The following is a 23,398-nucleotide window of genomic DNA, read 5'->3' as shown; positions in this document are numbered from 1 at the left end:
CCCGATGGCCGCAAGCGGGATTGCGGAAAACGAATCCGTTTCACACCAGAATTTCGCGGACCCGCTCCGGCGGGCGGCCGAGCCGGACGCCCTTCTCGGTCTCCACCAGCGGGCGCTCGATCAGGATGGGGTTGGCCGCCATCGCGTCGAGGATGGCGTCGTCGGTGGCATCCCTGAGGGCCTTGGCACCATCTTCCGCCGTGCGCAGGCCGTCGCGCGGGCTCATCCCGGCGCGGGCATAGAGGCGGGCCAGCTCGTCGCGGGTGGGCGGCGTCTCCAGATAGCGCACGACCGTGACGTCGGCGCCCGCGGCCTCCAGCAGCGCGAGCGTCTCGCGCGATTTGGAGCAGCGCGGATTGTGCCAGATGGTGGCCTTCATTGTGCGTCTTTCGTCTTGCGCCACGCGGCCAATGCGTCGGCATATTCGTGCGAGGCCTTGAGGCGCGTCAGATAGGAGATGGGGCGCTTGCTCTTCCACGGCAGGCTGATGTTGCTCAGCGTGCCGCGCGCGCCGCAGTAGATCGAGCAGCTTCCGCCATCGTCGTCGATGCCGAGCCTGGCGCCGTCATGCGTGAGGCGGAGATGGCATTTGCCTTCGCCAACGCCGTCCGCCGGCTCATGATAGACGAGCGCCCTGCCTTCGGCCGTGGCGACGCCGGAGAGCGCGCACTGGTGGCCGTTGTAGAATTCGAGCGAAAGCCGCACGAAGGCGTGGCGGGCGTCGATGGATGCGACCTCGACGATATTGTCCGCCCAGTAAGTGCTGCCGTCCACCATGCCGTTCAGGAAATGCTCGCTGTAGCGGCCGGCAAGCTGGCTGACCGGCGAGGAAGCGGGGGCGGCCGCGCCGAGGCAGAGAACTGCCATCAGAGCGGCCGCCCGGCGCATCAGGCGTCCTGCTTCGCCAGCCACTGTTCCAGCCATTTGATGGTGTAGTCACCCTGCTGGAACTCGGGATCGTCGAGAAGCGCCTGGTGGAGCGGGATCGTGGTGGTGACACCGTCGATCACGAACTCCTCCAGCGCCCGGCGCAGGCGGCGCAGCGCGCCTTCGCGGGTGTGGCCCCAGACGATCAGCTTGGCGATCATCGAGTCATAATAAGGCGGCACGCGATAGCCCGCATACAGCCCGCTATCGACGCGGACGTTCATGCCGCCCGGCGCGTGATAGCCCTTCACCAGCCCCGGCGAGGGCGCGAAGGTGCGCGGATGCTCGGCGTTGATGCGGCATTCGATCGCATGGCCGCGGAACTCGACATCCTCCTGACGCAGCGTCAGCGGATGCCCTTCCGCGATGCGGATCTGTTCGCGGACGAGATCGAGGCCGGTGATCGCCTCCGTCACCGGATGCTCCACCTGAAGGCGGGTGTTCATCTCGATGAAGTAGAACTCGCCATCCTCGTAGAGGAACTCGATCGTGCCGGCGCCGCGATAGCCCATGTCGGCCATCGCCTTGGCGACGATGCCGCCCATGCCGGCCCGCTGCGCCGCCGAGATGACGGGCGAGGGGGCTTCCTCCAGCACCTTCTGGTGGCGGCGCTGGAGCGAGCAGTCGCGCTCGCCGAGGTGGATCGCGTTGCCGTTGCCGTCACCGAAGATCTGGAACTCGATGTGGCGCGGATCGGCGAGATATTTCTCCATATAGACGGTGGCGTCGCCGAACGCGGCCTTCGCTTCGCTGCCCGCCTGCTGCATCAGCGTTTCGAGCTGGCTTTCCTCGGGCACCACCTTCATGCCGCGCCCGCCGCCGCCGGAGGCTGCCTTGATGAGCACGGGGTAGCCGATCTCGGCGGCGATGCGCTTGGCTTCCTCGACCGAGGTGAGCGGGCCGGGCGAGCCGGGCACCAGCGGCAGGCCGAGCTTCGCGGCGGTCGTCTTCGCCTCGATCTTGTCGCCCATCACGCGGATATGCTCGGGCTTCGGCCCGATGAAGATCAGGTCGTGCGCTTCGACGATCTCGGCGAACTGGGCGTTCTCCGAGAGGAAGCCATAGCCCGGATGGATCGCGTCCGCGCCCGAGATCTCCGCCGCCGCGATGATGTTCGGGATGTTGAGATAGCTCTCGCCCGCCGGCGGCGGCCCGATGCAGACGGCGTGATCCGCCAGCCGCACATGCATCGCGTCCGCATCGGCGGTCGAGTGGACGGCCACCGTCTCGATGCCCATCTCATGGCAGGCGCGGTGGATGCGGAGCGCGATCTCGCCGCGGTTCGCGATCAGGACTTTCTGGATGGCCACGGGGGCTTACTCGACGATGACGAGCGGCTGGTCGAACTCGACCGGCTGGCCGTTCTCGACCAGCACCTGCACCACCTTGCCGGCCTTGGGCGCGACGATCGGGTTCATCACCTTCATCGCCTCGACGATGAGCAGCGTCTCGCCGGCGGAGACCTGCTTGCCGGTCGCGATGAACGGCGCGGCGCCCGGCTCTGCGGCGAGATAGGCGGTGCCCACCATCGGCGACTTCACGGTGCCCGGATGATCGCCGGCCGGAGCTGCGGCGGGAGCAGCGGCCGCCGGAGCGGCTGCGGCCGGCGCGGCGGCGACCGCAGCGGCCGGCGCCATCGCCACGGCCGGCGCGGCGGCCATCGAAACGGTGCGCGCCACGCGGATGCGGCGATCGCCGTCCTGCACCTCGATCTCGGTCAGGCGGGTGGCGTCGAGCAGTTCGGCGAGCTGGCGGACCAGCCCGGCGTCGACCTGCATCGCGGCGCCGTTCGCGCCCTCGGGAGTATCGGTCATGAAATCGACCCTTTCTTGTTCTGCGAATATTTTGAGGTGTGTTTTGTTCTGTTCCTGTGGCCGCTCCCTGTCAGAGCTTGGCGGCCGCGTCCAGCGCGAGGAGATAGGACATTGCACCGAAACCTGCCACCGTCCCCTTCGCGGCCCGTCCGATAAAGCTCTGGTGGCGGAAGTTTTCGCGCGTGTGCGGGTTGGAGAGATGCACCTCGATCACCGGCACCTTCACCGCCTTGATCGCATCGTGGATGGCGACGGACGTGTGGGTGAAGCCGCCCGCGTTCAGCAGCACGGCCTTCGCGCCCACCGCATTGGCTTCCTGAATCCAGTCGATCAGATGGCCTTCATGGTTGGACTGGCGGATATCCACCTCCAGCCCCAGCTCGCGGGCACGGTCGTCGAGCATGTTGGAGATGTCGTCGAGCGTGTCGGAGCCGTAGATTTCCGGCTCGCGCAGGCCCAGCATGTTCAGGTTGGGGCCGTTCAGCACGAACACGGTATCGGCCATCTGTCTCCCTTTCGGTTGCGGCGTGGTGGGCGCGGTCCCTATATGCGCCGCACTTCCCTAACCGCTCTCGGTGGAAAACAACACTCATGCACTCTGACGGCACCATCACCATCCGCGTCAATGGCGAGCATCGCCGCATCCGCGACGGGCTGACGCTCGCCGATCTCGCCGCCGAGCTGGGGCTGGAACCCACCAAGGTGGCGGTGGAGCGCAATCTGGAGGTGGTGCCGCGCTCGACCCTGGGCGTCGTGAAGGTCGAGGATGGAGACGAGCTGGAGATCGTCCACTTCGTCGGCGGCGGCGACCATGCCGCGCCGGTGACGGACGATACATGGACGGTGGCGGGCAAGACCTTCCGCTCGCGCCTGATCGTGGGCACCGGCAAATATAAGGATTTCGAGCAGAACGCCGCCGCGCTGGAGGCCTCTGGCGCGGAGATCGTCACCGTCGCGGTGCGGCGCGTGAACGTCAGCGATCCCAAGGCGCCGATGCTGACCGACTATATCGATCCCAGGCGCATCACCTATCTGCCCAACACGGCCGGCTGCTTCACCGCCGAGGAAGCGATCCGCACGCTGCGCCTGGCGCGCGAGGCGGGCGGCTGGGATCTGGTGAAGCTCGAAGTGCTGGGCGAGGCGCGCACCCTCTACCCCGACATGGTCGAGACGCTCCGCGCGACCGAGGTGCTGGCGAAGGAGGGCTTCAAGCCGATGGTCTATTGCGTGGACGATCCCATCGCCGCCAAGCGGCTGGAGGATGCGGGGGCGGTCGCGATCATGCCGCTCGGGGCGCCGATCGGCTCGGGCCTCGGCATCCAGAACCGCGTGACCATCCGCCTGATCGTCGAGGGCGCCAAGGTGCCGGTGATCGTCGATGCCGGTGTGGGCACCGCGTCGGATGCGGCGATCGCGATGGAGCTGGGTTGCGACGGCGTGCTGATGAACACCGCCATCGCCGAGGCGAAAGACCCGATGCTGATGGCGGCCGCGATGAAGGCGGCGGTGGAAGGCGGCCGTCTCTCCTATCGCGCCGGGCGCATGGGCATTCGCCGCTATGCCGATCCGTCGAGCCCGCTTGCCGGGCTGATCTGAGGAACCCCGGCCTCCGCCTGTCCGTTCTCTCTGTCGAAGCGGTTGATAATGGCCGCGTTTCGAGGAGAGATCGGATGGGTGAGTTCACCGACAAGGTCAAAGGCGTCGCCAACGAGCTGACCGGCAAGGCCAAGCAGGCGGTCGGCCGCGGCAGCGACGATCCGAAGCTGGAGGCCGAAGGCGCCGGTCAGGAGGCGCGCGGCCACATCCAGCAGGCGGTCGGCAACGCCAAGGGCAAGGTGAAGGACGCGATCGACAAGCTCTGATCGCCGTCCGTCGATACAGGAAGGGCGCCGTCACGATGGTGACGACGCCCTTTCCTTTGGACCCTGTTTCCGCCGGGCTTACCAGCCGTAATAGCCATAGGCGGGCGGCGGGGGAGGCGGCGGCGGGGCATAATAGCCGTAGCCATAGACCGCCGGCGGCGGCGGGGGCGGCGGGGCGTAATAGCCGCCACCATAATAGCCCGGCCCACGATCCGACGAGGCGATGGCCGCGCCGACGCCCAGGCCCAGAAGGCCGGCGGCGACCGCCGTTCCGGTGCTCACACCGCCACGATGCCAGCCGCCGTGATAGCCATGATAATAACCGCCATGGTAGCGCGCTTCGGCGGGCGCGGCCGCGGCGACCGTGGCGCCGGCGAGCAAGCTCGCCGCGACGATGCCCTTGATGACACTCCGCATCGAAAATCTCCGTCCTGTTCCGCGATCCGCGACCGCAGGAGAGGAATTAGGCGATTCGTCCTGAATGACGACGGAATGCGTCTGTTATCGCCTGTTCATCCCACTCAGCGTCGCGGCCGGGGTGATCTGCTCGATGTCGGTACGCAGATGCAGGAGCGCAAGGCCCGGCTGTTCGAGCGCGCGGGCCAGCGCCGGCGCGAAGTCCTCCGTCCGCTCCACGGCCTCGGCCCAGCCGCCATAGGCGCGGGCGAGCGCGGCGAAATCCGGGTTGCCGAGGCGGGTGCCCGAGACGCGGCCGGGATATTCGCGCTCCTGATGCATACGGATGGTGCCGTAATTGCCGTTGTCGACCACGATCACCAGCAGCCGCGCGCCCTGCGCCACGGCGGTGGCCAGCTCCTGCCCGTTCATCAGGAAGCAGCCGTCGCCCGCCAGCGCCACGACGCGCTGCTCCGGCCTGCGGAGCGCGGCGGCGACGCCGGCGGGCACGCCATAGCCCATCGAGCCGTTGGTCGGCGCGAGCTGCGTGCCGCGCTTGCCGTAGCGCCAGTAGCGATGCCACCAGCTCGAATAATTGCCCGCGCCGTTGCAGACGATCGTGTCGCGCGGCATCGCCCCGCGCATCGCCGCCACGCACAGGCCGAGATCGAGCGCCACGCCTTCACGCGGCTTGGGGGTGTTCCACTCCAGCCACTCGGCATGGGCCTCGGCGCCGTCCTTGAAGGACAGGATGTCATGATCCCAGTCCGCCAGCGTCTCGGCGAATTCGGGCATGTCGGCGCACAGCGCGAAGTCGGTGCGGTAGACCGACTGAAGCTCGTTGGGGTCCGGGTGGACATGGACGAGGATCTGGTCGGGATGCTCGGGGGTGATGAGCGTGTAGCCGTCGGTCGTCGCCTCGCCGAGGCGCGGGCCGACGACGATCAGCAGGTCCGCCGCCTTCACCCGTTCGATGAGCCTGGGGTTGGGGCCGTAGCCGAGATTGCCGGCATAGACCGGCGAGGAGGAGGCGATCGCATCCTGCCGGCGGAACGCGGTGGCGACGGGCAGGCCGATCCCTTCCGCGAACTCGGCGAAATAATGCGCGGCACGGTCGTCCCAGTCGGCGCCGCCGACGATGGCGAGCGGGGCGGCCGCATTCCTGATGAGATCGACGAGGATGCCCGCGCCCTGCACACAGGGCGGCTGGACCGGGCGCTTCACCATCGGGCGATCGATCGCCTCGACTTCGTTGATCAGCATGTCCTCGGGGAGCGCCAGCACCACCGGGCCGGGGCGGCCGGACATCGCCACGGCATAGGCACGCGCGACATATTCGGGGATGCGGCGCGCATCGTCGATCTTGGCCGCCCATTTGGCGAGGGGGGCGAACATCGCCGGGAAGTCGACCTCCTGAAAGCCCTCCCGGTCCTTCGCCTCGCGGGCGACATCGCCGATGAAGAGGATCATCGGGGTCGAATCCTGCATCGCGGTGTGGACGCCGATCGAGGCGTTGGTGGCGCCGGGGCCGCGCGTCACGAAGCAGATGCCGGGCTTGCCGGTCAGCTTGCCGTCGGCCTCCGCCATATAGGCCGCGCCGCCTTCCTGACGGCACACGACAAGATCGATCTCCGGCGAATCATGCAGCGCGTCGAGCACCGCCAGATAGGATTCTCCGGGCACGCAGAAGATGCGATCGCACCCCTGCGCAACGAGCTGGTCGACGAGAATGCGGCCGCCGGTGCGATTGCTGGTCATGCACGATCGCTTAAGCCCAACGCACGCGCGATGCCAGCTTCCGCTTGTCATCCGGGGCTGATAGTCGGGCGGCGACAGTTCAGGAGAAGGACGGCATGGCGAGCAAGATCTACGCGGATGCGGCTTCGGCGCTGGAGGGCCTGCTGTTCGACGGCATGACCATCGCGTCCGGCGGGTTCGGCCTGTGCGGCCTGCCCGAGCGCCTGCTCGACGCGATCCGCGACGCGGGGACGAAGGAGCTGACCTTCGTGTCGAACAATGCCGGCATCGACGGCGAGGGCATCGGCAAGCTGCTGCGCACCAAGCAGGTCCGCAAGATGATCTCCTCCTATGTGGGCGAGAACAAGGAGTTCGAGCGCCAGTATCTCGCGGGCGAGCTGGAGGTGGAGTTCACGCCGCAGGGCACGCTGGCCGAGCGGCTGCGGGCCGGGGGCGCGGGCATCCCCGGCTTCTATACGAAGACGGGCGTCGGCACGCTGGTGGCCGAGGGCAAGGAGGTGAAGCGGTTCGACGGCGAGGACTATATCCTCGAACGCGGCATCCGCGCCGATCTCGCGATCATCAAGGGCTGGAAGGCGGACGAGGCGGGCAACCTGATCTTCCGCAAGACCGCGCGCAACTTCAACGCGCCGGCCGCGACATCCGGCAGGATCTGCGTCGCCGAGGTGGAGGAGATCGTCCCCGTCGGCAGCCTCGAGCCCGACTCGATCCACCTGCCCGGCATCTATGTGAAGCGCCTGATCCTCGGCGCGCCCTATGACAAGCGGATCGAGTTCCGCACCACGCGTCCGCGCGAGGCCGCGTGAAGACTGCGCTTCTGCTTGGGGGCGCGCTGCTGCTTGGCGGTTGCGCGGGCGGCACGGCGAAGACGGCGTTCCCGCCCGAGCCCCCGCTCGCCCGGCCGGGGCTGGCGGGGATGCAATATCTCTATGGCTCGGGCGAGTCCGCCGCGATCAGCCGTCAGGCGTGGCAGGCGCTGACCTTCTATGTCGGCGAGGCGATGCAGGGGAAGGACCGGCGCTCGGTCGTCCTCGACGAGGGCGCGACGCTGGAGAACCCCAAATTCGTCCCCTGCGCGGGCAAGCCGCCGGCCGCCGTGTTCGACGTCGACGAGACGGTGCTGCTCAATCAGGGCTTCGAATATGACGAGCTGACCGGCGCCCCGCATCGCGACTTCGACGATCGCTGGGCGCGCTGGGAGAAGACCGGCGGCCACGCCGTCTCGCCCACCCCCGGCGCGAAGGAGGCGCTCGACGCGATCCGCCGCATGGGCGTGACGGTGATCTTCAACTCCAACCGCAACGCCTTCAACGCCGCCCCCACCGAGCAGGCGATCGACGATGCCGGCATCGGCCCCGCAGTGCATGGCCAGACGCTGTACCTCGCCGGAGACGACGCCACGGGCTCGATGAAGGACGGCCGCCGCCACACGATCGCCAGCCAATATTGCGTGATCGCGATGGGCGGCGACCAGCTCGGCGATTTCTCCGATCTGTTCAACGAAGCGGTGAGCGTTCCCGCGCGCCGCGCCGCCACCGCGCTTGCCGGCATCGCGCCCCTCTGGGGGCGCGGCTGGTTCGTGCTGCCCAACCCGGTCTATGGTTCCGCGCTTCAGGGCGGGCCGGACGATATCTTCCCGTCGACCAAACGCTGGAGCGATCCGGCGCCCACATCCACCAAGGAGCCCCGCTGATGCCCTGGACCCGCGACGAGATGGCCGCCCGCGCCGCCCGCGAGCTGAAGGACGGTTTCTACGTCAATCTCGGCATCGGCATCCCGACGCTGGTGGCGAACCATGTGCCGGACGGCGTCGAGGTGACGCTCCAGTCCGAGAACGGGATGCTCGGCATCGGGCCGTTCCCCTATGAGGGCGAGGAAGATCCCGATCTCATCAATGCCGGCAAGCAGACGGTCTCGGAGCTGCCCCAGACGGCCTATTTCTCGTCGGCCGACAGCTTCGCGATGATCCGCGGCGGCCATATCGACCTGGCCGTGCTGGGCGCCATGGAGGTGTCCGAGCAGGGGGACATCGCCAACTGGATGATCCCCGGCAAGATGGTGAAGGGCATGGGCGGCGCGATGGACCTCGTCGCCGGCGTGAAGAAGATCATCGTCGTGATGGAGCATACCTCCAAGAACGGCGATCCGAAGTTCATCCCGTCCTGCACCCTGCCGCTCACCGGCAAGAATGTGGTCGACATGATCGTCACCGATCTCTGCGTCTTCAGCCGCGCGGACCATGCGAGCCCCTTCCGGCTGGTCGAGCTGGCCCCCGGCGTCACCGCCGAAGACATCGCGGCCAAGACCACCGCTTCCTATGAGGTCGCGCTCGCCTGAGGGCATTCGGGCGGCTGTCAAAATTTCCGACAGTCGCCCCGATCTTCGGCCGGACAGTTGCGTGGGACGGGTCGGTTCCCTATCTCGTCCGCCACAATGGTTGGGGACGGAATACCACAGATGACCACCTTCGACGAACGCGAGCGCGCCTTTGAGAGCAAGTTCGCTCGTGAGCAGGAAATGGCGTTTCGGGTGACCGCGCGACGCAACCGCCTGCTGGGCGAATGGGCCGCGGGCCTGATGGGCCTGACGCCCGAGGAATCGGACGCCTATGCCAAGGCGATCGTGCAGGCCGAGTTCGAGGAGGCCGGCGACGAGGACGTGGTGCGCAAGCTCTACGGCGATCTCGTGTCGGCGAATGTCGAGGTCGACGAGGCGACCATCCGCTCGCAGATGGACGAGAAGATGGTGGAAGCCCGCCGTCAGCTTCTGGGCTCGATCTGACATGCCGATGGCAGCAGACGAGATCGTGGCGCTGATCCGCACCGGCATCCCCGATGCCGAGGTGGAGATCACCGATCTGGCCGGCGATGGCGATCATTATGCCGCTCGCGTCGTGAGCGAGAGCTTCCGTGGCGTTCCCCGTGTCCGCCAGCATCAACGCGTATATGAGGCGCTGGGTGGCCGCATGGGGGGCGTGCTGCACGCGCTCCAGCTCACCACCGTGGCGCCTTCCAAGGAGTAAAGACGATGACGGACGACGTGCAGGCGCGGATCGCGGACGTGGTGAAGGCCAACGAAGTGCTGCTGTTCATGAAGGGCTCGCCGCTCTTCCCGCAGTGCGGTTTCTCCAGCCGGGCGGTGGCGATCCTCGATCATCTCGGCGTGGAATATGGCTCGGTCGACGTGCTTCAGGATCAGGGCATCCGCCAGGGCATCAAGCAGTTCTCGGACTGGCCGACCATCCCGCAGCTCTATGTGAAGGGCGAGTTCATCGGCGGCTCGGACATCATGATGGAGATGTACGAGAGCGGCGAGCTGGCCGATCTGCTCGAAAAGGCCGGCGTTTCGAAGAAGGCCGCCTGAGGCGGCGTCCCGCGGGGTGGCGGGCCGTGGCGTGGGAGCGCGCCGGCCCGCCAGTGTTCGCGGGAAACGTGGAACGGACGAAGCGATGCAGGCGCCGTGCCAGACCCCGGAAAGCCAGCTTCGCGGCCGGACAGAGTGGTTAAGGCCGTTCCGCCTCTCCATCCGAGTGTCAAGGATTTCGACAGTGCGGGCCGCCGGAGGGACGACGTCGTGACAGAGTCCGCTCATCCGTCGCCGCTCGTGGTCGAGGCGATCCATCCGCTGGTCCGGCGGGTGCTGGCGCATAATCCCTCGCCCTTCACCTATACCGGCACGCAGACCCACATCGTCGGCCATGGCGAGGTGGCCGTGATCGATCCCGGCCCCGATCTGCCCGATCATGTCGACGCGATCCTCGCGGCGACCGCCGGCGAGCGCATCGTCGCCATCCTCTGCACCCACACCCATCGCGATCACAGCCCCGCGGCGCGGCCGCTGGCCGCAGCGACCGGCGCGCCGGTGATGGGCTGCGCGCCGATCATGGCGCGGGACGGCTCCGGCCTCGAAGCCGGCTTCGACCATAGCTATGCCCCCGATCGCGTGATGGTGGAGGGCGATACCGTCTCCGGCCCCGGCTGGACGCTGGAGGCGATCGCGACGCCCGGCCACACCTCCAACCATCTCTGTTTCGCATTGCCCGAGGCACGGGCGCTGTTCAGCGGCGATCATGTCATGGGCTGGTCGACCAGCGTGGTGATCCCGCCGGACGGCCGGATGGGCGCCTATGTCGCCAGCCTCGACAAGCTGATGGGCCGCGAGGACGAAATCTATTTCCCCGCCCATGGCGACCCGGTGACGCGCCCGCAGCGGCTGGTGCGCTCGATGCTGGGTCACCGCAAGCAGCGCGAGGCGCAGATATTGCGCCTGCTGGACGAGAAGCCGCAGTCGGTCGAGCAGATGGTCGCGACCATGTATGCGGGCCTCGATCCCCGGCTGACCAAGGCGGCGGGCCTGAGCGTGCTGGCCCATCTCATCGATCTTGACGAGCGGGGGCGGGTGTCGGTCGCCGATGCTATCTGGACGCTCGCCGCCTGATGCGTCCGCTGTTGAAGGGGCTGCTCGGCGTCCTCATCGCCTTCGCGCTGATCGCGGGCGGGCTTGCCCTGTTCGGCGCGCGGCTGGCGCATCGCGTCTGGTCGCCCGATCCCGAGACGATCGCCTCGGCCAGCCTCGAAGGGCTCAAGGCCGAGAACCGGCTGACCGCGCTCGTCGCCAATTATGTCGCGGTGGTGACCTCGACGCAGCAGCGCTTCGGGCTTTCCGCGCAACGCACGCTCATCATGCCGGGGCGGGTGCGCTACGAGGTCGATCTCGGGCGGATGAAGCCGGGCGATCTCGTCTGGCATGGGCAGGCGCATGTCCTCGACGTCGTGCTGCCGCCGCTGATGCTGGAGGGGCCGGACGTCGATCCTTCGCGGATGCGCGCCTATGACGGCGGTGGCCTGCTCCTTCATTTCACCAACAGCGGCGAACTGCTCGACGATACCAACCGCAAGGCCGCGCAGGCCGAGCTGCTGCGTCAGGCGCGTGAGCCGGTGCCGATGGGGATCGCCCGCGACGCCGCCCGCCGCGCGGTCGAGCAGGGCTTCGCGCTGCCGCTCAAGGCGGCGGGGCTCGATCCGCATGTCCGCGTCCGCTTCGCCGACGAACCGGATTTCCCGAAACCGACACCGTTCACGCCGATGGATCATTCTCGATCGATTGCCGAGGTGCTGGGCCTTTCCCGCTGACAAGACGCGCGCGCGCGCCTATCTGAGCGCCGCAAAGGAGTGGATTTGCCATGAATGCCCCCGTCCAGAGCCTCAAGGGCCTCGATCTGAAGGCCGAGATCAACCGGCTGCGCAAGGAGCGCAACGCCGTCATCCTCGGCCATTATTACCAGACGCCCGATATCCAGGACATCGCCGATTTCGTGGGCGACAGCCTCGATCTCTCGGCCAAGGCGGCGGCGACCGACGCGGACGTGATCGCCTTCTGCGGCGTGCGCTTCATGGCCGAGGTGGCGAAAATCCTCTCGCCGCAGAAGACCGTGATCCTGCCCGACATGGCCGCCGGCTGCTCGCTGGAGGATAGCTGCCCGCCGGAGGAGTTCGCGAAGTTCCGCGCGGCGCACCCGGATCATATCGCCATCACCTACATCAACTGCTCGGCGGCGGTGAAGGCGCATTCGGACATCATCGTCACCTCGTCGTCGGCCGAGAAGATTCTCGCTCAGCTCCCGATGGACCAGAAGATCATCTTCGCGCCGGACAAGAATCTCGGCGCCTATTTCAACCGCAAGACCGGCCGCGACATGCTGCTGTGGCCGGGCGCCTGCATCGTCCACGAGGCTTTCTCGGAGACGGAGCTTCTGAAGCTCAAGGCGCAATACCCGGACGCGCCGATCGCCGCGCACCCGGAATGCCCGGCCTTCATCCTCGATCATGCCGACGAGGTGGGCTCGACCCGCGCCATTCTGGAGTTCGCGCTGAAGTCGCCGGCGGAGACGATCATCGTCGCCACCGAGCCGCACATCATCCACCAGATGCAGAAGGCGGCCCCGCACAAGCTGTTCATCGGCGCGCCGGGCGCGGACGGGAACTGCAACTGCAACATGTGCCCCTATATGGCGCTCAACACGATGGAGAAGCTCTACCTCGCGCTGCGCGACATGGAGCCGCGCATCGAGATCGACGAGGAGACCCGCATCGCCGCCAAGCGCCCGCTCGACCGGATGCTGGAGATGGCGGGCGCGACCGTCGGCAAGGGCGCCATGGGGCCGCGCGGCTGATGGCGTTCGCGCTCGACGGCTTCGATCTGGAAGCCTTCCTCCGCTCCACGCTCGCCGAGGATCTGGGCGAGGGCGGCGACATCACGTCGGCGGCGGTGATCCCCGCCGAGGCGCGCTTCCATGGCGCGCTGGTCAGCCGGGATGACGTGACGGTGGCGGGGCTGCCGGTCGCGGCGGCCTTCTTCCGCCATCTCGACCCGGACGTGGCGATCGAGATGCTGGTCGAGGATGGCGCACGCGTGCCGAAGGGCACCACGCTGATGCGGATGGAGGGCAAGGCGCGGGCGATGCTCACCGCCGAGCGGTCCGCGCTCAACACGCTCCAGCACCTGACCGGCATCGCGACGATGACGCGCGCCTATGTCGATGCGATCGCGGGGACCGGCGCGACCTTGCTCGATACGCGCAAGACCATCCCCGGCCTGCGCCGGCTGGAGAAATACGCCACCCGCATGGGCGGGGCGACCAACCATCGCATGGGCCTGTGGGACGCGGCGATGATAAAGGACAATCATGTCGCGGTGGCCGGCGGCGTCGGCGAAGCGGCGCGGCGCGCGCGCGAGGCGGGCATCGCCAGCATCATCGTCGAGGTCGATCGCGTCGACCAGATCGAGGACGCGCTGGCGGCCGGCGCCACCCACCTGCTGCTCGACAATATGCGGCCTTCGATCCTTCGCGGCGCGGTGACTTTGGTCGGCGGGCGCGTCCCCACCGAGGCTTCGGGCGGCGTCCATCTGGAGACGATCCGCGAGATCGCGCAGACCGGTGTCACCTATATCTCGGTCGGCCGGCTCACCCAGTCGGCCCCGGCGGCGGATATCGGGCTCGATCTCGCCATCGCCTGAGGCTGGGGGCGATCCCCGTTGCATGGTCGAAACGCGCCGCTAAGCTCCCCTCCCAACAGGGGAGGGCCTATGCGTCCGCAGTCGATCGTGCAGTTCGAGCGTCTCTATATTCTCGGCATCGTGCTCAGCCTCGCGGCATCCGTCTGGACCTTCGGGCACGGCGCGGAGCTGCTGCCGGCCGGTGCGCCGCCGCAGGCCGTCGCGATGCTGCCGTGGGTGGCGGGCTTCGGCATCGTCATCGGGCTGGCGATCAACCTCTGCCTGCTCTTCTTCATCGCGCACAGGGGCAGCGAGGTGGCGAAGTGGATATTCGTCATCCTCTTCGCGCTGGGCGTCGCGGGGGTGCTGCGGGGGTTCGGCCATTCGGTGGTGGTGCTGCCGCTCGCTCCGCGGTTGCTCTCCCTGTGCCATGTCATCATTCAGGGCGTCTGCATGTGGTTGATGTTCCGGCCGGATGCCCGGTCCTGGTTCCGGCGCTGACGCCCCATCGGAAGGAGTGATCGATGCGTTTCCTGTTGCTTGGCGCGGCGCTCGCCGCCGCGCCCCTGTCGGCGGCCGAACTCCCGCGCCCCCATGCCGAGCTGCCGAGCGCGGACCAGCCCGTCCGTAACGTGCCGACCACCGGCTATACGCTGTCGCTGATCTGGCAGCCCGAGCATTGCTACGCCCGGCGTGGCCAGCGCGGGCCGGCGGCGGAATGCGCGGACCCGAAGGTGCGGCGCGGCTTCACGCTCCATGGCCTCTGGCCGGATGGGGACGGCCCCAATCGCTGGCCGGAATATTGCCGCCCGGTCGATATCCTCACCGACGCGCAGATCCGCGCCGGCATCGCCGCCACGCCGTCGCCGCAGCTTCTCCAGCATGAATGGGCGAAGCACGGGAGCTGCATAACCGACGATCCCGTCCGCTATTTCGGCGAGGAGGGGCGGATTTATCATTCGATCCGCATCCCCGACATGCAGACGCTGGCGCATCGGCGCGGGCTCACGGCGGGGGATTTCCAGGCGGCGTTCGCGGCGGCCAATCCGGGCATGAAGCCCGACATGATGCGCCTCAACGTCAACAGGCGCGGCTGGCTGGAGGAGGTGTGGCTCTGCCTCGGCCTCGACAAGCGTCCGCGGAGTTGCCGGGCCGGTCAGGGTGGTGCCGCGCCGACCGATCCGGTCAAGGTCCAGGCGCCTGCCTGACGCGTTTGGCCTCGCCCTCGATCGTCGCCAGCTCCGGGTGGTGACGGTTGAGGTGGCGCTTAATCATCTTCAGGTTCATCGTGTTGGACCGGAAGAAGAAATCCGGGATCGCGCCGATCCACGGAATGGCGCCGAGCAGCAGGTCGATGCCGACATTGCCGGCCATCCGCGTCATCTGCCATTTCGACATGCCGAGGTTGCGCGCCTCCCACACGATCCATCCGCCGAGCGTGGCGGCGGTGATCGGGCCGAGGCCGGGCACGACGTCGAGGATCACGTCCAGCCCCATCGGCCGGTTCAGCACCGGCACGACGAACAGCCCTTCGAGCAGGCGCTCGGCATGTTCGATCCGGCGGCGGACGGAGGCCGGATCGCGGCCAAGGCCGGGCACCCGGTCGGTCATGCGGTCGAAATGGTCGCCGATCGGCATCGGGCTGTTCTCCTCTCGAAGGGTTCAGCGCTTGGGAGGGGAGCGGAGTTCATTCAGCGGATGAAAAGCGCGCGGTGAATCGCGATAGAGATCGAGCCGCTGCGCCACCAGCGACCAGCGGACCGGCGGGCCGAAGGCGATGAACGGCACGGTTTGCGTGATGAGCGCGTCGGCCTGCGTCAGCAGCACGGAGCGTTCATAGAGCGTCGGGGCGAGGCGCGCGGCGAGCAGCACCTTCTCCGACACCGGGGTGCATGGCACCTGCCGCGCGCAGGCGAAGGCGCGCAGATAGAAGCTGGCGATGTCGGCGGGCGCGACCTCGTCGACGAGGCGCAGGTCCGCCGGTGCGTCCGGGGCGACGCGGATCGCCTGCACGCCGATCGCCCGCCAGTCCGCCGCGATCGACGCGAACAGCATCCGCGCGCCGGGGCCGGCCGGCAGCGCGACCCGGAGCGGCGCCGGCTTGCCGCCGCCCGCTTGCCAGTTGGCGATGATCCGGGCGGCTTCGGCGCGCCGGTCCGCGAGCGGGCGGGACGCCCAGGCGGGCATGATCGGCGTGGGAATCTCGGGCGTTCCGGGCGCGACGATGGCGGCGGACGGGTTCCACCCCGGCGCACCGATCAGGTGGGCGATGCGATCGCGGTCCACCGCCATCGCCAGCGCGCGCCGATTGTCGCTGTCGACGATGAGATCGCCGCCATCGTCGCTGAAGGCCAGCCCGAACAGGCCCTTCACCGGATCGAAACGCAGCGTGTCGCGCGGCAGCGACGCCACATGCGCCAGCGGCAGGTCGTCGAACGTCCCGCCGAGCATCAGGTCCGATCGTCCCGCCGCGAAGCGCGCCACCGCCGTCGCCGCGCGTTCGCCGCGCAGATGGACGACGGGCGGGCGGTGCAGATGCCCGGCTTCCGGGTCGGCATCGGGATCGGGCAGGGGGGCGAGCACGGCCACGCCGTCGCGCAGGCTGGCGAGCGCGAAGGGGCCGCGATGCTGCCCGCCCATCGCCAGCCCCGGCTGGGCGAAGATCTGGAGCAGGTTGGGCCGCGGCGCCTTCAGCTCGATGTCGATCACCTGCGGCGTCACCGCATCCACCTCGTCGATCGCGCCGAGCACGGGCTTCAGCGGATTGCGGCTGGCCGGGGCGATGGCGGCGCGGATGCGGCGGGCGACATCGGCGGCGTCGATCGGGTGCGTGCCGGGGGCGGGCAGATCGGGCAGGCGGAAGATCAGGCTGCGGCCATTGTCCGTGACGATCCAGCGCGCCGCCACGCCCGGCACGATCTGCCCGCTCGCGTCGAAGCGGACGAGGCCCTGGCCGGTCGCCTCGATCAGCGTCGCGGCGGGCGCCCCGACGGGGCCGCGATCGAATGCGGGGTGGGCCGGACCGAGCGCCGGCCCGACGACGCTGGCCTCGATCGGGCCGGCATGGCGATGGCGATGGCATCCGCCGAGCAGGGTGAGCGCCAGCAGCGGGGCGGCGAGAAGGAGGCGTCGGGCGGTCATGGCGCGAGTCGCAGCGTACGGCTCGGGTGGATGGCTGCAAGGTTGTCGTGCCATCCGATCACGCGGGGCGAGACGAGGTTCCTGCTGACATAGAAGTAGATCGGCAGCATCGGCGCGTCGGTGGCGGCGATGGCCTCGGCGCGGCGCATGGCTTCGGCGCGGGCTTTCGGTTCGGCGAGGACGTTGGCGGCGTCCAGCGCGGCGTCGAACGGGCGGCTGGCATAGCCCGCATAGTTGATCGCGCCCGCGTCCGATCGCCAGACGTCGAGGAAGTTCTCGGGCGCGGAGAGATCGCCGATCCAGCCCGAGCGGGCGAGCTGGAAATCGCCCCGGCGCAGGCTCGCGAAATGGAGCGACGCCTCGCTGTTGAACAGCCGCGCCTCGACGCCCAGCGGCTTCCACATCGCGGCGAGCGCGATGGCGATGCGGCGATGATCGATGTCGCTGTTGAAGCGGATGTCGAAGACGAGCGGATGCGTCGGGCCATAGCCGGCCTCCGCCAGCAGAAGCCGCGCCGCCGCGATTCGCCGCTCGGCCGGCCAGTCTGCCCATGCGGGCCTGTAGGCGGCGAGCCCGCCGATGCCGGGCGGCACCACGCCCCATGCGGGCGGCGTCCCGACGCCGAGCAGCGGCCCCGCGATCCAGCGCCGGTCGGTCGCGAGGTTGAGCGCGACGCGGATGCGCTTGTCGTCGAAGGGCGGCTTGCGGGTGTTGAAAACGAGATAATAGGCGCCGCGATAGGGCGCGACATGCAGCACCTGCGGCGCATGGGCGCGCAGCCAGCCGAGGCGGCTCGCCGGGAAATCGCTGGTGGTGTCCGCCGCGCCCGAGAGCAGGGTCCGCATCGCGGTCAGCGGATCGGTGGTGGGCCGCCACTCGACCCTGGCGATGGGCGGCGCGCCGTCGTGCCAGCGCGGATTGGCGGCCAGCAGGATATGGTCGCCCAGCGTCCATTCGGTGAGGCGATAGGGGCCGGAGGTGACGAGCGGCCGCTCGCTCGCCCAATGCGCGCGGTGGAGCGGCAGTGCCGCCATCGCCGGTTGGGCGAGCAGTTCGGGCAGCGCCGGATAGGGATGGCGCAGGCGGACGACCACCTCGTTCGGAGCCGGCGCGTCGATGGCGGCGATCGCCTCGAACAGCGGCTTCACCGGGGAGGCGGTGGCCGGCGCGCGCAGCCGCGCGAGCAGCTTCGGGAAGAGCGCGGCGGCGATCGGCGCCCCGTCCGAGAAACGCAGGCCCTCGCGCAGGCGGAAGCGCCAGGTCAGCCCGTCCGGCGAGACGCTCCATCCGCTGGCGAGGCCCGGTTCGGGCAGGCCGTCGGCATTGTAGCGGGTGAGCCCCTCATATTGATCCTCCGCCACGCGGATCGAGGCGAGGTCCGACACCGCCTGCGGATCGAGGCCCTTGGGCTCGTCGTCGGCGAGGCGGACGAGGGTGTCGGCGGGCGGCCGCTCGCCGCCGGTGCGCGCGCAGCCGGTCGACAGCAGCAGCGAGGCGAGGAGGAGAGGCAGGACGCGGGACACGCGAAGGGCGTGCCACGGTCGCGCGCCGGGGGGAAGGCCGGGGATTGACCAATGCTTTACCGACGCCTTCTAAATCCGCAGCGTCACGTTCCGGGGGAAGGCGGGTCTATGGAAGCGGAAATCCAGTTGGGTGGGGCCACCGATCATCGGCGCGATCCACGACGCTCGGCCCACCGAAGCGGCGAGGTCGATGCGGCGGGCGAGAAGAATCTGCCGGCCACCGTCACCGATCTCTCGCCTTCGGGCTGCCGGATCCTGATCGACCGGCCGCTCGCGGCGGACAGCGTGATCTGGCTCAAGATCGGCGGCCATGGCCCCTTCATGGCGCGGGTCGTCTGGCATGACGGCGAGGCGGCGGGCTGCGAGTTCGCGGGCAAGCTGCACCCCGATCTGGTCGCCCAGCTCAGCGAGATTTGAGCGCCCCGGCGCGCTTCCGAAACAGGTGTCACAGCTTTGCGCTTGAAGCCGGCCCGGCTTCGGCCTCATGGATGGGCAAAGGGCCGCTCCGGGGCGGGCCGATGACCCGCTGGAGGGGAGAGCAGGCCCGATGTCGGAACAGCGTGCATTTCTGGGCGAGCTGATCTCCGAAGCCGTCGCTCTCATCATCATCATGGGCATCGGCTGTTCGGTGGCGGGCATGTACATCCTGTACGATCCGAGCCCCTACAAGACGGCCTATTGGGGCGTCTGCATCACCTGGGGCATGGCCGTCTCGATCGCGATCTACGTCACGGGCGCGGTGTCCGGCACGCACGCCAACCCGGCGGTGACGCTGGCGCTCGCCATCTATCGCGGATTCCCGTGGCGCAAGGTGGTGCCTTACTGGCTGGCGCAGGTGATCGGTGCCTTCATCGGGGCGGCAATCGCCTATGCGCTCTATGGATCGGTGATCGACCATTTCAACGCCACGCAGGGGCTGACCCGCGCGGGCGGCGGCGCGGCCGGCGTATTCTTCACCGCGCCGGGCCTGGCCGTGACCCCGATCAAGGCCGTCTGGGACGAGATCATCCTCACTGGCTTCCTGATGTTCGGCATCTTCGCGGTGACCGACGAGTATAACACCATGGCGCCACAGGCGAATTTCGGAGCGATCGTGATCGGGCTGATCGTCGCGGTGATCGGCGCGTCGGCGGGCTATCTGGAAGCCTGGGCGCTCAATCCGGCCCGCGATTTCGGCCCGCGCCTGTTCGCGTGGCTGCTCGGGTGGGACGCCTCCGCCTTCCCCGGCAAGGACGGCTATTGGTGGGTGCCGATCGTAGCCCCGCTGATCGGCGGCGTGGTGGGCGGCGGCGCGCATCACCTGCTGATCCGGCCCTTCCTGCCCCGTACCCTGAAGACGCCTCTGGAGCCCGCCGAATGACCGACCAGATCATCCTCAGCATCGATCAGGGCACCACCTCCACGCGCAGCATGGCGTTCGGCGCCGACGGCCTGCCGCGCAGGACGGCGCGCCGCGAGTTTCCGCAATATTATCCCGCCCCCGGCTGGGTGGAGCATGACCCGGAGGATATCTGGCGCGACACCGTCGACACGCTGAAGGAAGCGGCCGACTGCGGCGGCGATGTCGCGGCGATCGGCATCACCAACCAGCGCGAGACGGTGGTCCTGTGGGATCGCAAGACCGGCGAGGCGCTCCACAAGGCGATCGTCTGGCAGGACCGGCGCACCGCCGGGCTTTGCGCGCGGCTCAAAGCCGATGGCTGCGAGCCGATGGTGCGCGCCAGGACCGGGCTGCTGCTCGATCCCTATTTCTCGGGCACCAAGCTCGCCTGGATGCTGGACAATGTCGAGGGCGCCCGTGCGCGCGCCGAGAAGGGCGAGCTGGCGTTCGGCACGATCGACAGCTTCCTGCTCTGGCGGCTGACCGGCGGCAAGGTCCACGCGACCGATGCCAGCAACGCGTCGCGCACCCTGCTCTACGACATTCACCGCAACCAGTGGGACGACGAGCTGCTGCGGATGCTCGACATCCCCGCCGCGCTCCTGCCCGAGGTGAAGGACAACAGCACCCTCTTCGGCGAGACCGAGAAGAGCCTGCTCGGCCGCGCCATCCCGATCGGCGGCATGGCGGGGGACCAGCAGGCGGCGGTGGTCGGGCAGGCCTGCTTCCGGCCGGGCGACGCGAAATCCACCTACGGCACCGGCTGCTTCCTGCTGCTCAACACCGGCGAGGAGGCGGTCACCTCGCAAAACGGGATGCTCACCACCATCGCCTATCGGCTGGGCGGGCGGACGACCTATGCGCTGGAGGGCTCGATCTTCGTCGCCGGCGCCGCGGTGAAGTGGCTGCGCGACGGGCTCGGCCTCATCAACCGCGCGTCGGATACCAACGACCTCGCCACCAGGCTCGACGGCAATAATGGCGTCTACATGGTTCCGGCCTTCGTCGGCCTCGGTGCGCCGCATTGGGATCCGAACGCGCGGGGCACGATCACCGGGCTCACCCTCGATGCGACCGGCGCGCATCTCGCCCGCGCGGCGCTGGAGTCGGTGGCCTATCAGACCGCCGATCTGGTCGACGCGATGGTGAGCGACGGCGCCTCCAGCGCGCGGACGATCCGGGTGGACGGCGGCATGGCGGCGAACGACTGGTTCTGCCAGTTCCTCGCCGACATGCTCGACGCCGATGTCGAGCGCCCCGCCAATATCGAGACGACCGCCGCCGGCGCCGCCTTCCTCGCGGGGCTGGCCGTCGGTGTGTGGAAGGGGCCGGAGGACATCGCCGCAGCCTGGCAGCGCGACCGCCTGTTCCGGCCGCAAATGGGCGCCGACGCGCGCGAGGGGCTGAAAGCCGGCTGGGCCGATGCGCTGGCGCGCAGCCGGTCCACCAGGGAGTGCCGCGCATGAGCCCCGGCGAGGTCGATCTGCTCATCATCGGTGGCGGCGTGAACGGCGCCGGCATCGCGCGCGACGCGGCGGGGCGGGGGCTCGGCGTCCTCCTCGTCGAGCGGGACGATCTCGCCGCGCACACCTCGTCCTCCAGCACCAAGCTGATCCATGGCGGGCTGCGCTATCTCGAATATTACGAGTTCCGCCTTGTGCGCGAGGCGCTGGCGGAGCGCGAGGTGCTGCTCGGGCTGGCGCCGCATCTCATCAAGCCGATGCGCTTCGTCATGCCGCTGGCCGAGGATATGCGCCCGGCGTGGATGATCCGCACCGGCCTCTTCCTCTACGATCACATCGGCGGCCGCACCCGCCTGCCCAAGTCCGAAGGGGTGAGCCTCGATGGTCCGTGGGGCGCCGGGCTGGCGGGCGTGGAGAAGGGCTTCGTCTATTCGGACGCCTGGGTGGATGACGCCCGCCTCGTCGCGCTGAACGCGCTGGGAGCGGCCGAGCGGGGCGCCATAATCCGCACGCACACGGGCTTCGCGGGCGCGCGCCGCGAGGGCGGACGCTGGATCGCCACGCTGGACGACGGCACGACCGTCGCGGCCCGCGCGATCGTCAACACGGCGGGGCCATGGGTGGGGCAGGTGCTGGGCGAACTGGCCGGCGTCCATGCCGAGCGGCCGCCCCGGCTGGTGAAGGGCAGCCATATCCTCGTCCGCAGGCTCTATGAGGGGGAGCACGCCTATATCTTCCAGAACGACGACAAGCGGATCGTCTTCGCCATCCCCTATGAGCGCGACTTCACGCTGATCGGCACCACCGACAAGCCCTATGAGGGCGATCCCTCCGCGCCCCGGATCGACCCGGACGAGATCGACTATCTCTGCCGCGCGGTGAACCGCTATTTCGCGAAGCCGATCGGGCCGGACGACATGGTGGGCAGCTATTCCGGCGTCCGCCCGCTGTTCGACGACGGCGCGGAAGACGCCTCGGCCGTCACGCGCGACTATGTGCTGACGCTGGGGGTGGAGGAGGGGCCGCAGGTGCTCTCCGCCTTCGGGGGCAAGATCACCACCTATCGCCGCCTCGCCGAACATGCGCTCGACAAGCTCAAGCCCTTCCTGCCGCATATGGGGCCGGCCTGGACGGCGGACGAGCCGCTGCCGGGCGGCGATCTGCCGGATGGCGATTTCGACGCCTTCCTTGCCGATGTGCGGCGGCGCTGGCCGTTCCTCGATGCGCTGACGGCCGGGCGCATGGCCCATGCCTATGGCACGCGGATCGAGCGGGTGCTGGGCGATGCCACCGCGATCATCGATCTGGGCGGCGGGCTTTCGACGCGCGAGGTGGATTATCTCGTGGAGCGGGAATGGGCGCGCACCGCCGAGGATATATTGTGGCGGCGCACCAAGCTTGGCCTGCATGTCGATGAAGAGACGCGTCGCCGGGTTTCGGATTATCTCTCGAACCGGCGCTGACCACCCCGTCGCCCATGAGCGAGGCGTCCGTCGAGGCCATTTATGCAGACGGATACGCAAAGCAACGGACACGACGATACGCGATACAGAACTGAATCCCGTCCGGGATTGCGCCCGCGGATTGCCCGAGGCGACATCGCTCGACAAAGGTCGATTGACAGGCGGATGTTCCGCCAGCTTTCCCCCGGATGCAATCGGACAGGTTCAAATTGGGTTCTTTTGCCTCGGGCCGTGCCGGGGGAAGCCGGCCGCCTTTCCCCGATGCCAGCCCCGGAAAAAGCGGGATTCGGCATGGGATCGGGAAATGCATCCGATTTGGCCGGAAGCTGCGGAGAGGATTCCGACCGTCCGTCGATGCCGAAAAATCGCCCGGCCCTGATGATGAAATTCGATGACGCTGACGTGCAATATCGATTTTACATTGCAACTGGCCAGCGCTATTGCCCCTCTCGACCCGCCGAGCTCCCCCCCTCGCTTGGCGGTATCCTGAGTTGCCCCGCCGGCCTTCCCGCTGGCGGGGCTTTTTTGTGCCGGGCTTTTCGCGCTGGCATCACGGAGGCGGCGAGCCATTGGTGCGGGCGGCGGGACTCGAACCCGCACTCCATGGGAGGGCGATTTTAAGTCGCCTGCGTCTACCGGTTTCGCCACGCCCGCACGGGCGCCACAAAGGCGTT

Annotated in this window: 28 protein-coding genes and 1 tRNA gene; 18 read left to right on the top strand and 11 right to left on the bottom strand. The window is 68.6% G+C overall.

Annotation, left to right across the window (positions count from 1 at the left end):
* Window positions 1-40 precede the first annotated feature (40 nt).
* The 5 genes from arsC to aroQ form a co-directional block, all read right to left on the bottom strand.
* A complete protein-coding gene (arsC, locus tag FHS98_RS05610) occupies window positions 41-379 on the bottom strand; it encodes an arsenate reductase (glutaredoxin) (protein ID WP_167101283.1) in 339 nt (112 codons plus the stop codon).
* Window positions 376-867, bottom strand: coding sequence for a hypothetical protein (locus FHS98_RS05605; protein WP_167101280.1), 492 nt, complete (start codon window positions 865-867; stop codon window positions 376-378). Before FHS98_RS05605 ends, arsC begins: the two co-directional genes overlap by 4 nt.
* Window positions 868-887: 20 nt before the next feature.
* On the bottom strand, window positions 888-2,237 hold the full coding sequence (accC, locus tag FHS98_RS05600; RefSeq protein WP_167101277.1) for an acetyl-CoA carboxylase biotin carboxylase subunit: 1,350 nt from the start codon (window positions 2,235-2,237) through the stop codon (window positions 888-890).
* Window positions 2,238-2,243: 6 nt separating this feature from the next.
* Window positions 2,244-2,741: an acetyl-CoA carboxylase biotin carboxyl carrier protein gene (gene accB, locus FHS98_RS05595; RefSeq protein WP_167101274.1), complete on the bottom strand. Its 498-nt coding sequence runs from the start codon at window positions 2,739-2,741 to the stop codon at window positions 2,244-2,246.
* Between the two features lie 70 nt (window positions 2,742-2,811).
* Window positions 2,812-3,246, bottom strand: a complete 435-nt coding sequence (aroQ, locus tag FHS98_RS05590) for a type II 3-dehydroquinate dehydratase (protein ID WP_167101271.1) — start codon at window positions 3,244-3,246, stop codon at window positions 2,812-2,814.
* A gap of 86 nt (window positions 3,247-3,332) precedes the next feature.
* Here aroQ and thiS point away from each other — a divergent pair, with 86 nt between their 5' ends.
* Window positions 3,333-4,337 carry a sulfur carrier protein ThiS gene (thiS, locus tag FHS98_RS05585; protein ID WP_167101268.1) on the top strand — a complete coding sequence of 335 codons (1,005 nt, stop codon included), beginning with the start codon at window positions 3,333-3,335 and terminating at the stop codon, window positions 4,335-4,337.
* 74 nt (window positions 4,338-4,411) lie between these two features.
* Window positions 4,412-4,603 carry a CsbD family protein gene (locus tag FHS98_RS05580; RefSeq protein ID WP_167101265.1) on the top strand — a complete coding sequence of 64 codons (192 nt, stop codon included), beginning with the start codon at window positions 4,412-4,414 and terminating at the stop codon, window positions 4,601-4,603.
* A 78-nt stretch (window positions 4,604-4,681) separates the two neighbouring features.
* Here FHS98_RS05580 and FHS98_RS05575 read toward each other — a convergent pair whose 3' ends face one another.
* Together FHS98_RS05575 and FHS98_RS05570 are read right to left on the bottom strand one after the other, a co-directional pair.
* Window positions 4,682-5,020 carry a hypothetical protein gene (locus tag FHS98_RS05575; protein ID WP_167101262.1) on the bottom strand — a complete coding sequence of 113 codons (339 nt, stop codon included), beginning with the start codon at window positions 5,018-5,020 and terminating at the stop codon, window positions 4,682-4,684.
* A gap of 84 nt (window positions 5,021-5,104) precedes the next feature.
* Window positions 5,105-6,757, bottom strand: a complete 1,653-nt coding sequence (locus FHS98_RS05570; protein ID WP_167101259.1) for a thiamine pyrophosphate-binding protein — start codon at window positions 6,755-6,757, stop codon at window positions 5,105-5,107.
* A gap of 95 nt (window positions 6,758-6,852) precedes the next feature.
* On the opposite strand from FHS98_RS05570, the gene FHS98_RS05565 reads away from it, so the two are divergent.
* The 12 genes from FHS98_RS05565 (at window position 6,853) to FHS98_RS05510 (ending at window position 14,961) form a co-directional block, all read left to right on the top strand.
* Window positions 6,853-7,563 carry a CoA transferase subunit A gene (locus tag FHS98_RS05565; protein ID WP_167101256.1) on the top strand — a complete coding sequence of 237 codons (711 nt, stop codon included), beginning with the start codon at window positions 6,853-6,855 and terminating at the stop codon, window positions 7,561-7,563.
* The gene (locus FHS98_RS05560) at window positions 7,560-8,450 is read left to right on the top strand and encodes an HAD family acid phosphatase (RefSeq protein WP_341786030.1); all 891 of its coding nucleotides are present in this window, start codon (window positions 7,560-7,562) and stop codon (window positions 8,448-8,450) included. Before FHS98_RS05565 ends, FHS98_RS05560 begins: the two co-directional genes overlap by 4 nt.
* Window positions 8,450-9,094 (top strand): CoA transferase subunit B, encoded by a 645-nt coding sequence (locus tag FHS98_RS05555; protein ID WP_167101253.1) that lies wholly within the window; start codon window positions 8,450-8,452, stop codon window positions 9,092-9,094. The genes FHS98_RS05560 and FHS98_RS05555 overlap by 1 nt, the downstream gene beginning before the upstream one ends.
* A 120-nt stretch (window positions 9,095-9,214) precedes the next feature.
* Entirely contained in the window at window positions 9,215-9,538 is a 324-nt protein-coding gene (locus FHS98_RS05550; RefSeq protein WP_167101250.1) for a DUF1476 domain-containing protein, read from the top strand.
* A 1-nt stretch (window position 9,539) separates the two neighbouring features.
* Complete coding sequence (locus FHS98_RS05545) at window positions 9,540-9,779, top strand: BolA/IbaG family iron-sulfur metabolism protein (RefSeq protein WP_167101246.1); 240 nt, start codon at window positions 9,540-9,542, stop codon at window positions 9,777-9,779.
* A gap of 5 nt (window positions 9,780-9,784) precedes the next feature.
* Complete coding sequence (grxD, locus tag FHS98_RS05540; RefSeq protein WP_167101243.1) at window positions 9,785-10,120, top strand: Grx4 family monothiol glutaredoxin; 336 nt, start codon at window positions 9,785-9,787, stop codon at window positions 10,118-10,120.
* A 210-nt stretch (window positions 10,121-10,330) separates the two neighbouring features.
* Window positions 10,331-11,194 carry an MBL fold metallo-hydrolase gene (locus FHS98_RS05535; protein ID WP_167101240.1) on the top strand — a complete coding sequence of 288 codons (864 nt, stop codon included), beginning with the start codon at window positions 10,331-10,333 and terminating at the stop codon, window positions 11,192-11,194.
* Window positions 11,194-11,889 (top strand): DUF4230 domain-containing protein, encoded by a 696-nt coding sequence (locus FHS98_RS05530; protein ID WP_167101237.1) that lies wholly within the window; start codon window positions 11,194-11,196, stop codon window positions 11,887-11,889. The genes FHS98_RS05535 and FHS98_RS05530 overlap by 1 nt, the downstream gene beginning before the upstream one ends.
* 50 nt (window positions 11,890-11,939) lie before the next feature.
* Entirely contained in the window at window positions 11,940-12,929 is a 990-nt protein-coding gene (gene nadA, locus FHS98_RS05525) for a quinolinate synthase NadA (protein WP_167101233.1), read from the top strand.
* Complete coding sequence (gene nadC / locus FHS98_RS05520; protein WP_167101229.1) at window positions 12,929-13,774, top strand: carboxylating nicotinate-nucleotide diphosphorylase; 846 nt, start codon at window positions 12,929-12,931, stop codon at window positions 13,772-13,774. Before nadA ends, nadC begins: the two co-directional genes overlap by 1 nt.
* A gap of 69 nt (window positions 13,775-13,843) precedes the next feature.
* The gene (locus FHS98_RS05515; RefSeq protein WP_167101226.1) at window positions 13,844-14,254 is read left to right on the top strand and encodes a hypothetical protein; all 411 of its coding nucleotides are present in this window, start codon (window positions 13,844-13,846) and stop codon (window positions 14,252-14,254) included.
* A 23-nt stretch (window positions 14,255-14,277) separates the two neighbouring features.
* A complete protein-coding gene (locus tag FHS98_RS05510) occupies window positions 14,278-14,961 on the top strand; it encodes a ribonuclease T2 family protein (protein ID WP_167101224.1) in 684 nt (227 codons plus the stop codon).
* On the opposite strand, the gene FHS98_RS05505 is transcribed toward FHS98_RS05510, so the two are convergent.
* From FHS98_RS05505 to FHS98_RS05495, 3 genes are read right to left on the bottom strand one after another with little or no spacing between them, the layout of a single operon-like run.
* Window positions 14,939-15,391 carry a DUF4112 domain-containing protein gene (locus FHS98_RS05505; RefSeq protein WP_167101221.1) on the bottom strand — a complete coding sequence of 151 codons (453 nt, stop codon included), beginning with the start codon at window positions 15,389-15,391 and terminating at the stop codon, window positions 14,939-14,941. The genes FHS98_RS05510 and FHS98_RS05505 overlap by 23 nt on opposite strands.
* Before the next feature lie 24 nt (window positions 15,392-15,415).
* Window positions 15,416-16,894, bottom strand: coding sequence for an ABC transporter substrate-binding protein (locus FHS98_RS05500; RefSeq protein WP_167101217.1), 1,479 nt, complete (start codon window positions 16,892-16,894; stop codon window positions 15,416-15,418).
* Window positions 16,891-18,417 carry an ABC transporter substrate-binding protein gene (locus FHS98_RS05495; protein ID WP_167101214.1) on the bottom strand — a complete coding sequence of 509 codons (1,527 nt, stop codon included), beginning with the start codon at window positions 18,415-18,417 and terminating at the stop codon, window positions 16,891-16,893. The genes FHS98_RS05500 and FHS98_RS05495 overlap by 4 nt, the downstream gene beginning before the upstream one ends.
* Before the next feature lie 108 nt (window positions 18,418-18,525).
* Here FHS98_RS05495 and FHS98_RS05490 point away from each other — a divergent pair, with 108 nt between their 5' ends.
* The 4 genes from FHS98_RS05490 to glpD all read left to right on the top strand — a co-directional run bounded on the left by FHS98_RS05490 (window position 18,526) and on the right by glpD (window position 22,724).
* The gene (locus FHS98_RS05490; protein ID WP_167101211.1) at window positions 18,526-18,834 is read left to right on the top strand and encodes a PilZ domain-containing protein; all 309 of its coding nucleotides are present in this window, start codon (window positions 18,526-18,528) and stop codon (window positions 18,832-18,834) included.
* Window positions 18,835-18,964: 130 nt separating this feature from the next.
* The gene (locus FHS98_RS05485) at window positions 18,965-19,777 is read left to right on the top strand and encodes an MIP/aquaporin family protein (protein WP_167101208.1); all 813 of its coding nucleotides are present in this window, start codon (window positions 18,965-18,967) and stop codon (window positions 19,775-19,777) included.
* Window positions 19,774-21,264 carry a glycerol kinase GlpK gene (gene glpK / locus FHS98_RS05480; RefSeq protein WP_167101205.1) on the top strand — a complete coding sequence of 497 codons (1,491 nt, stop codon included), beginning with the start codon at window positions 19,774-19,776 and terminating at the stop codon, window positions 21,262-21,264. Before FHS98_RS05485 ends, glpK begins: the two co-directional genes overlap by 4 nt.
* Window positions 21,261-22,724: a glycerol-3-phosphate dehydrogenase gene (glpD, locus tag FHS98_RS05475; RefSeq protein WP_167101202.1), complete on the top strand. Its 1,464-nt coding sequence runs from the start codon at window positions 21,261-21,263 to the stop codon at window positions 22,722-22,724. The genes glpK and glpD overlap by 4 nt, the downstream gene beginning before the upstream one ends.
* 570 nt (window positions 22,725-23,294) lie before the next feature.
* Here the strand turns inward: glpD and FHS98_RS05470 are convergent.
* Window positions 23,295-23,378: transfer RNA gene (locus tag FHS98_RS05470), tRNA-Leu, on the bottom strand.
* Window positions 23,379-23,398: the final 20 nt, after the last annotated feature.

The sequence above is a fragment of the Sphingomonas oligoaromativorans genome, from assembly GCF_011762195.1.
In the GTDB taxonomy this organism is placed as follows: Bacteria; Pseudomonadota; Alphaproteobacteria; order Sphingomonadales; family Sphingomonadaceae; genus Solisphingomonas; species Solisphingomonas oligoaromativorans.
This window is presented reverse-complemented; position numbering and strand designations above follow the sequence as displayed.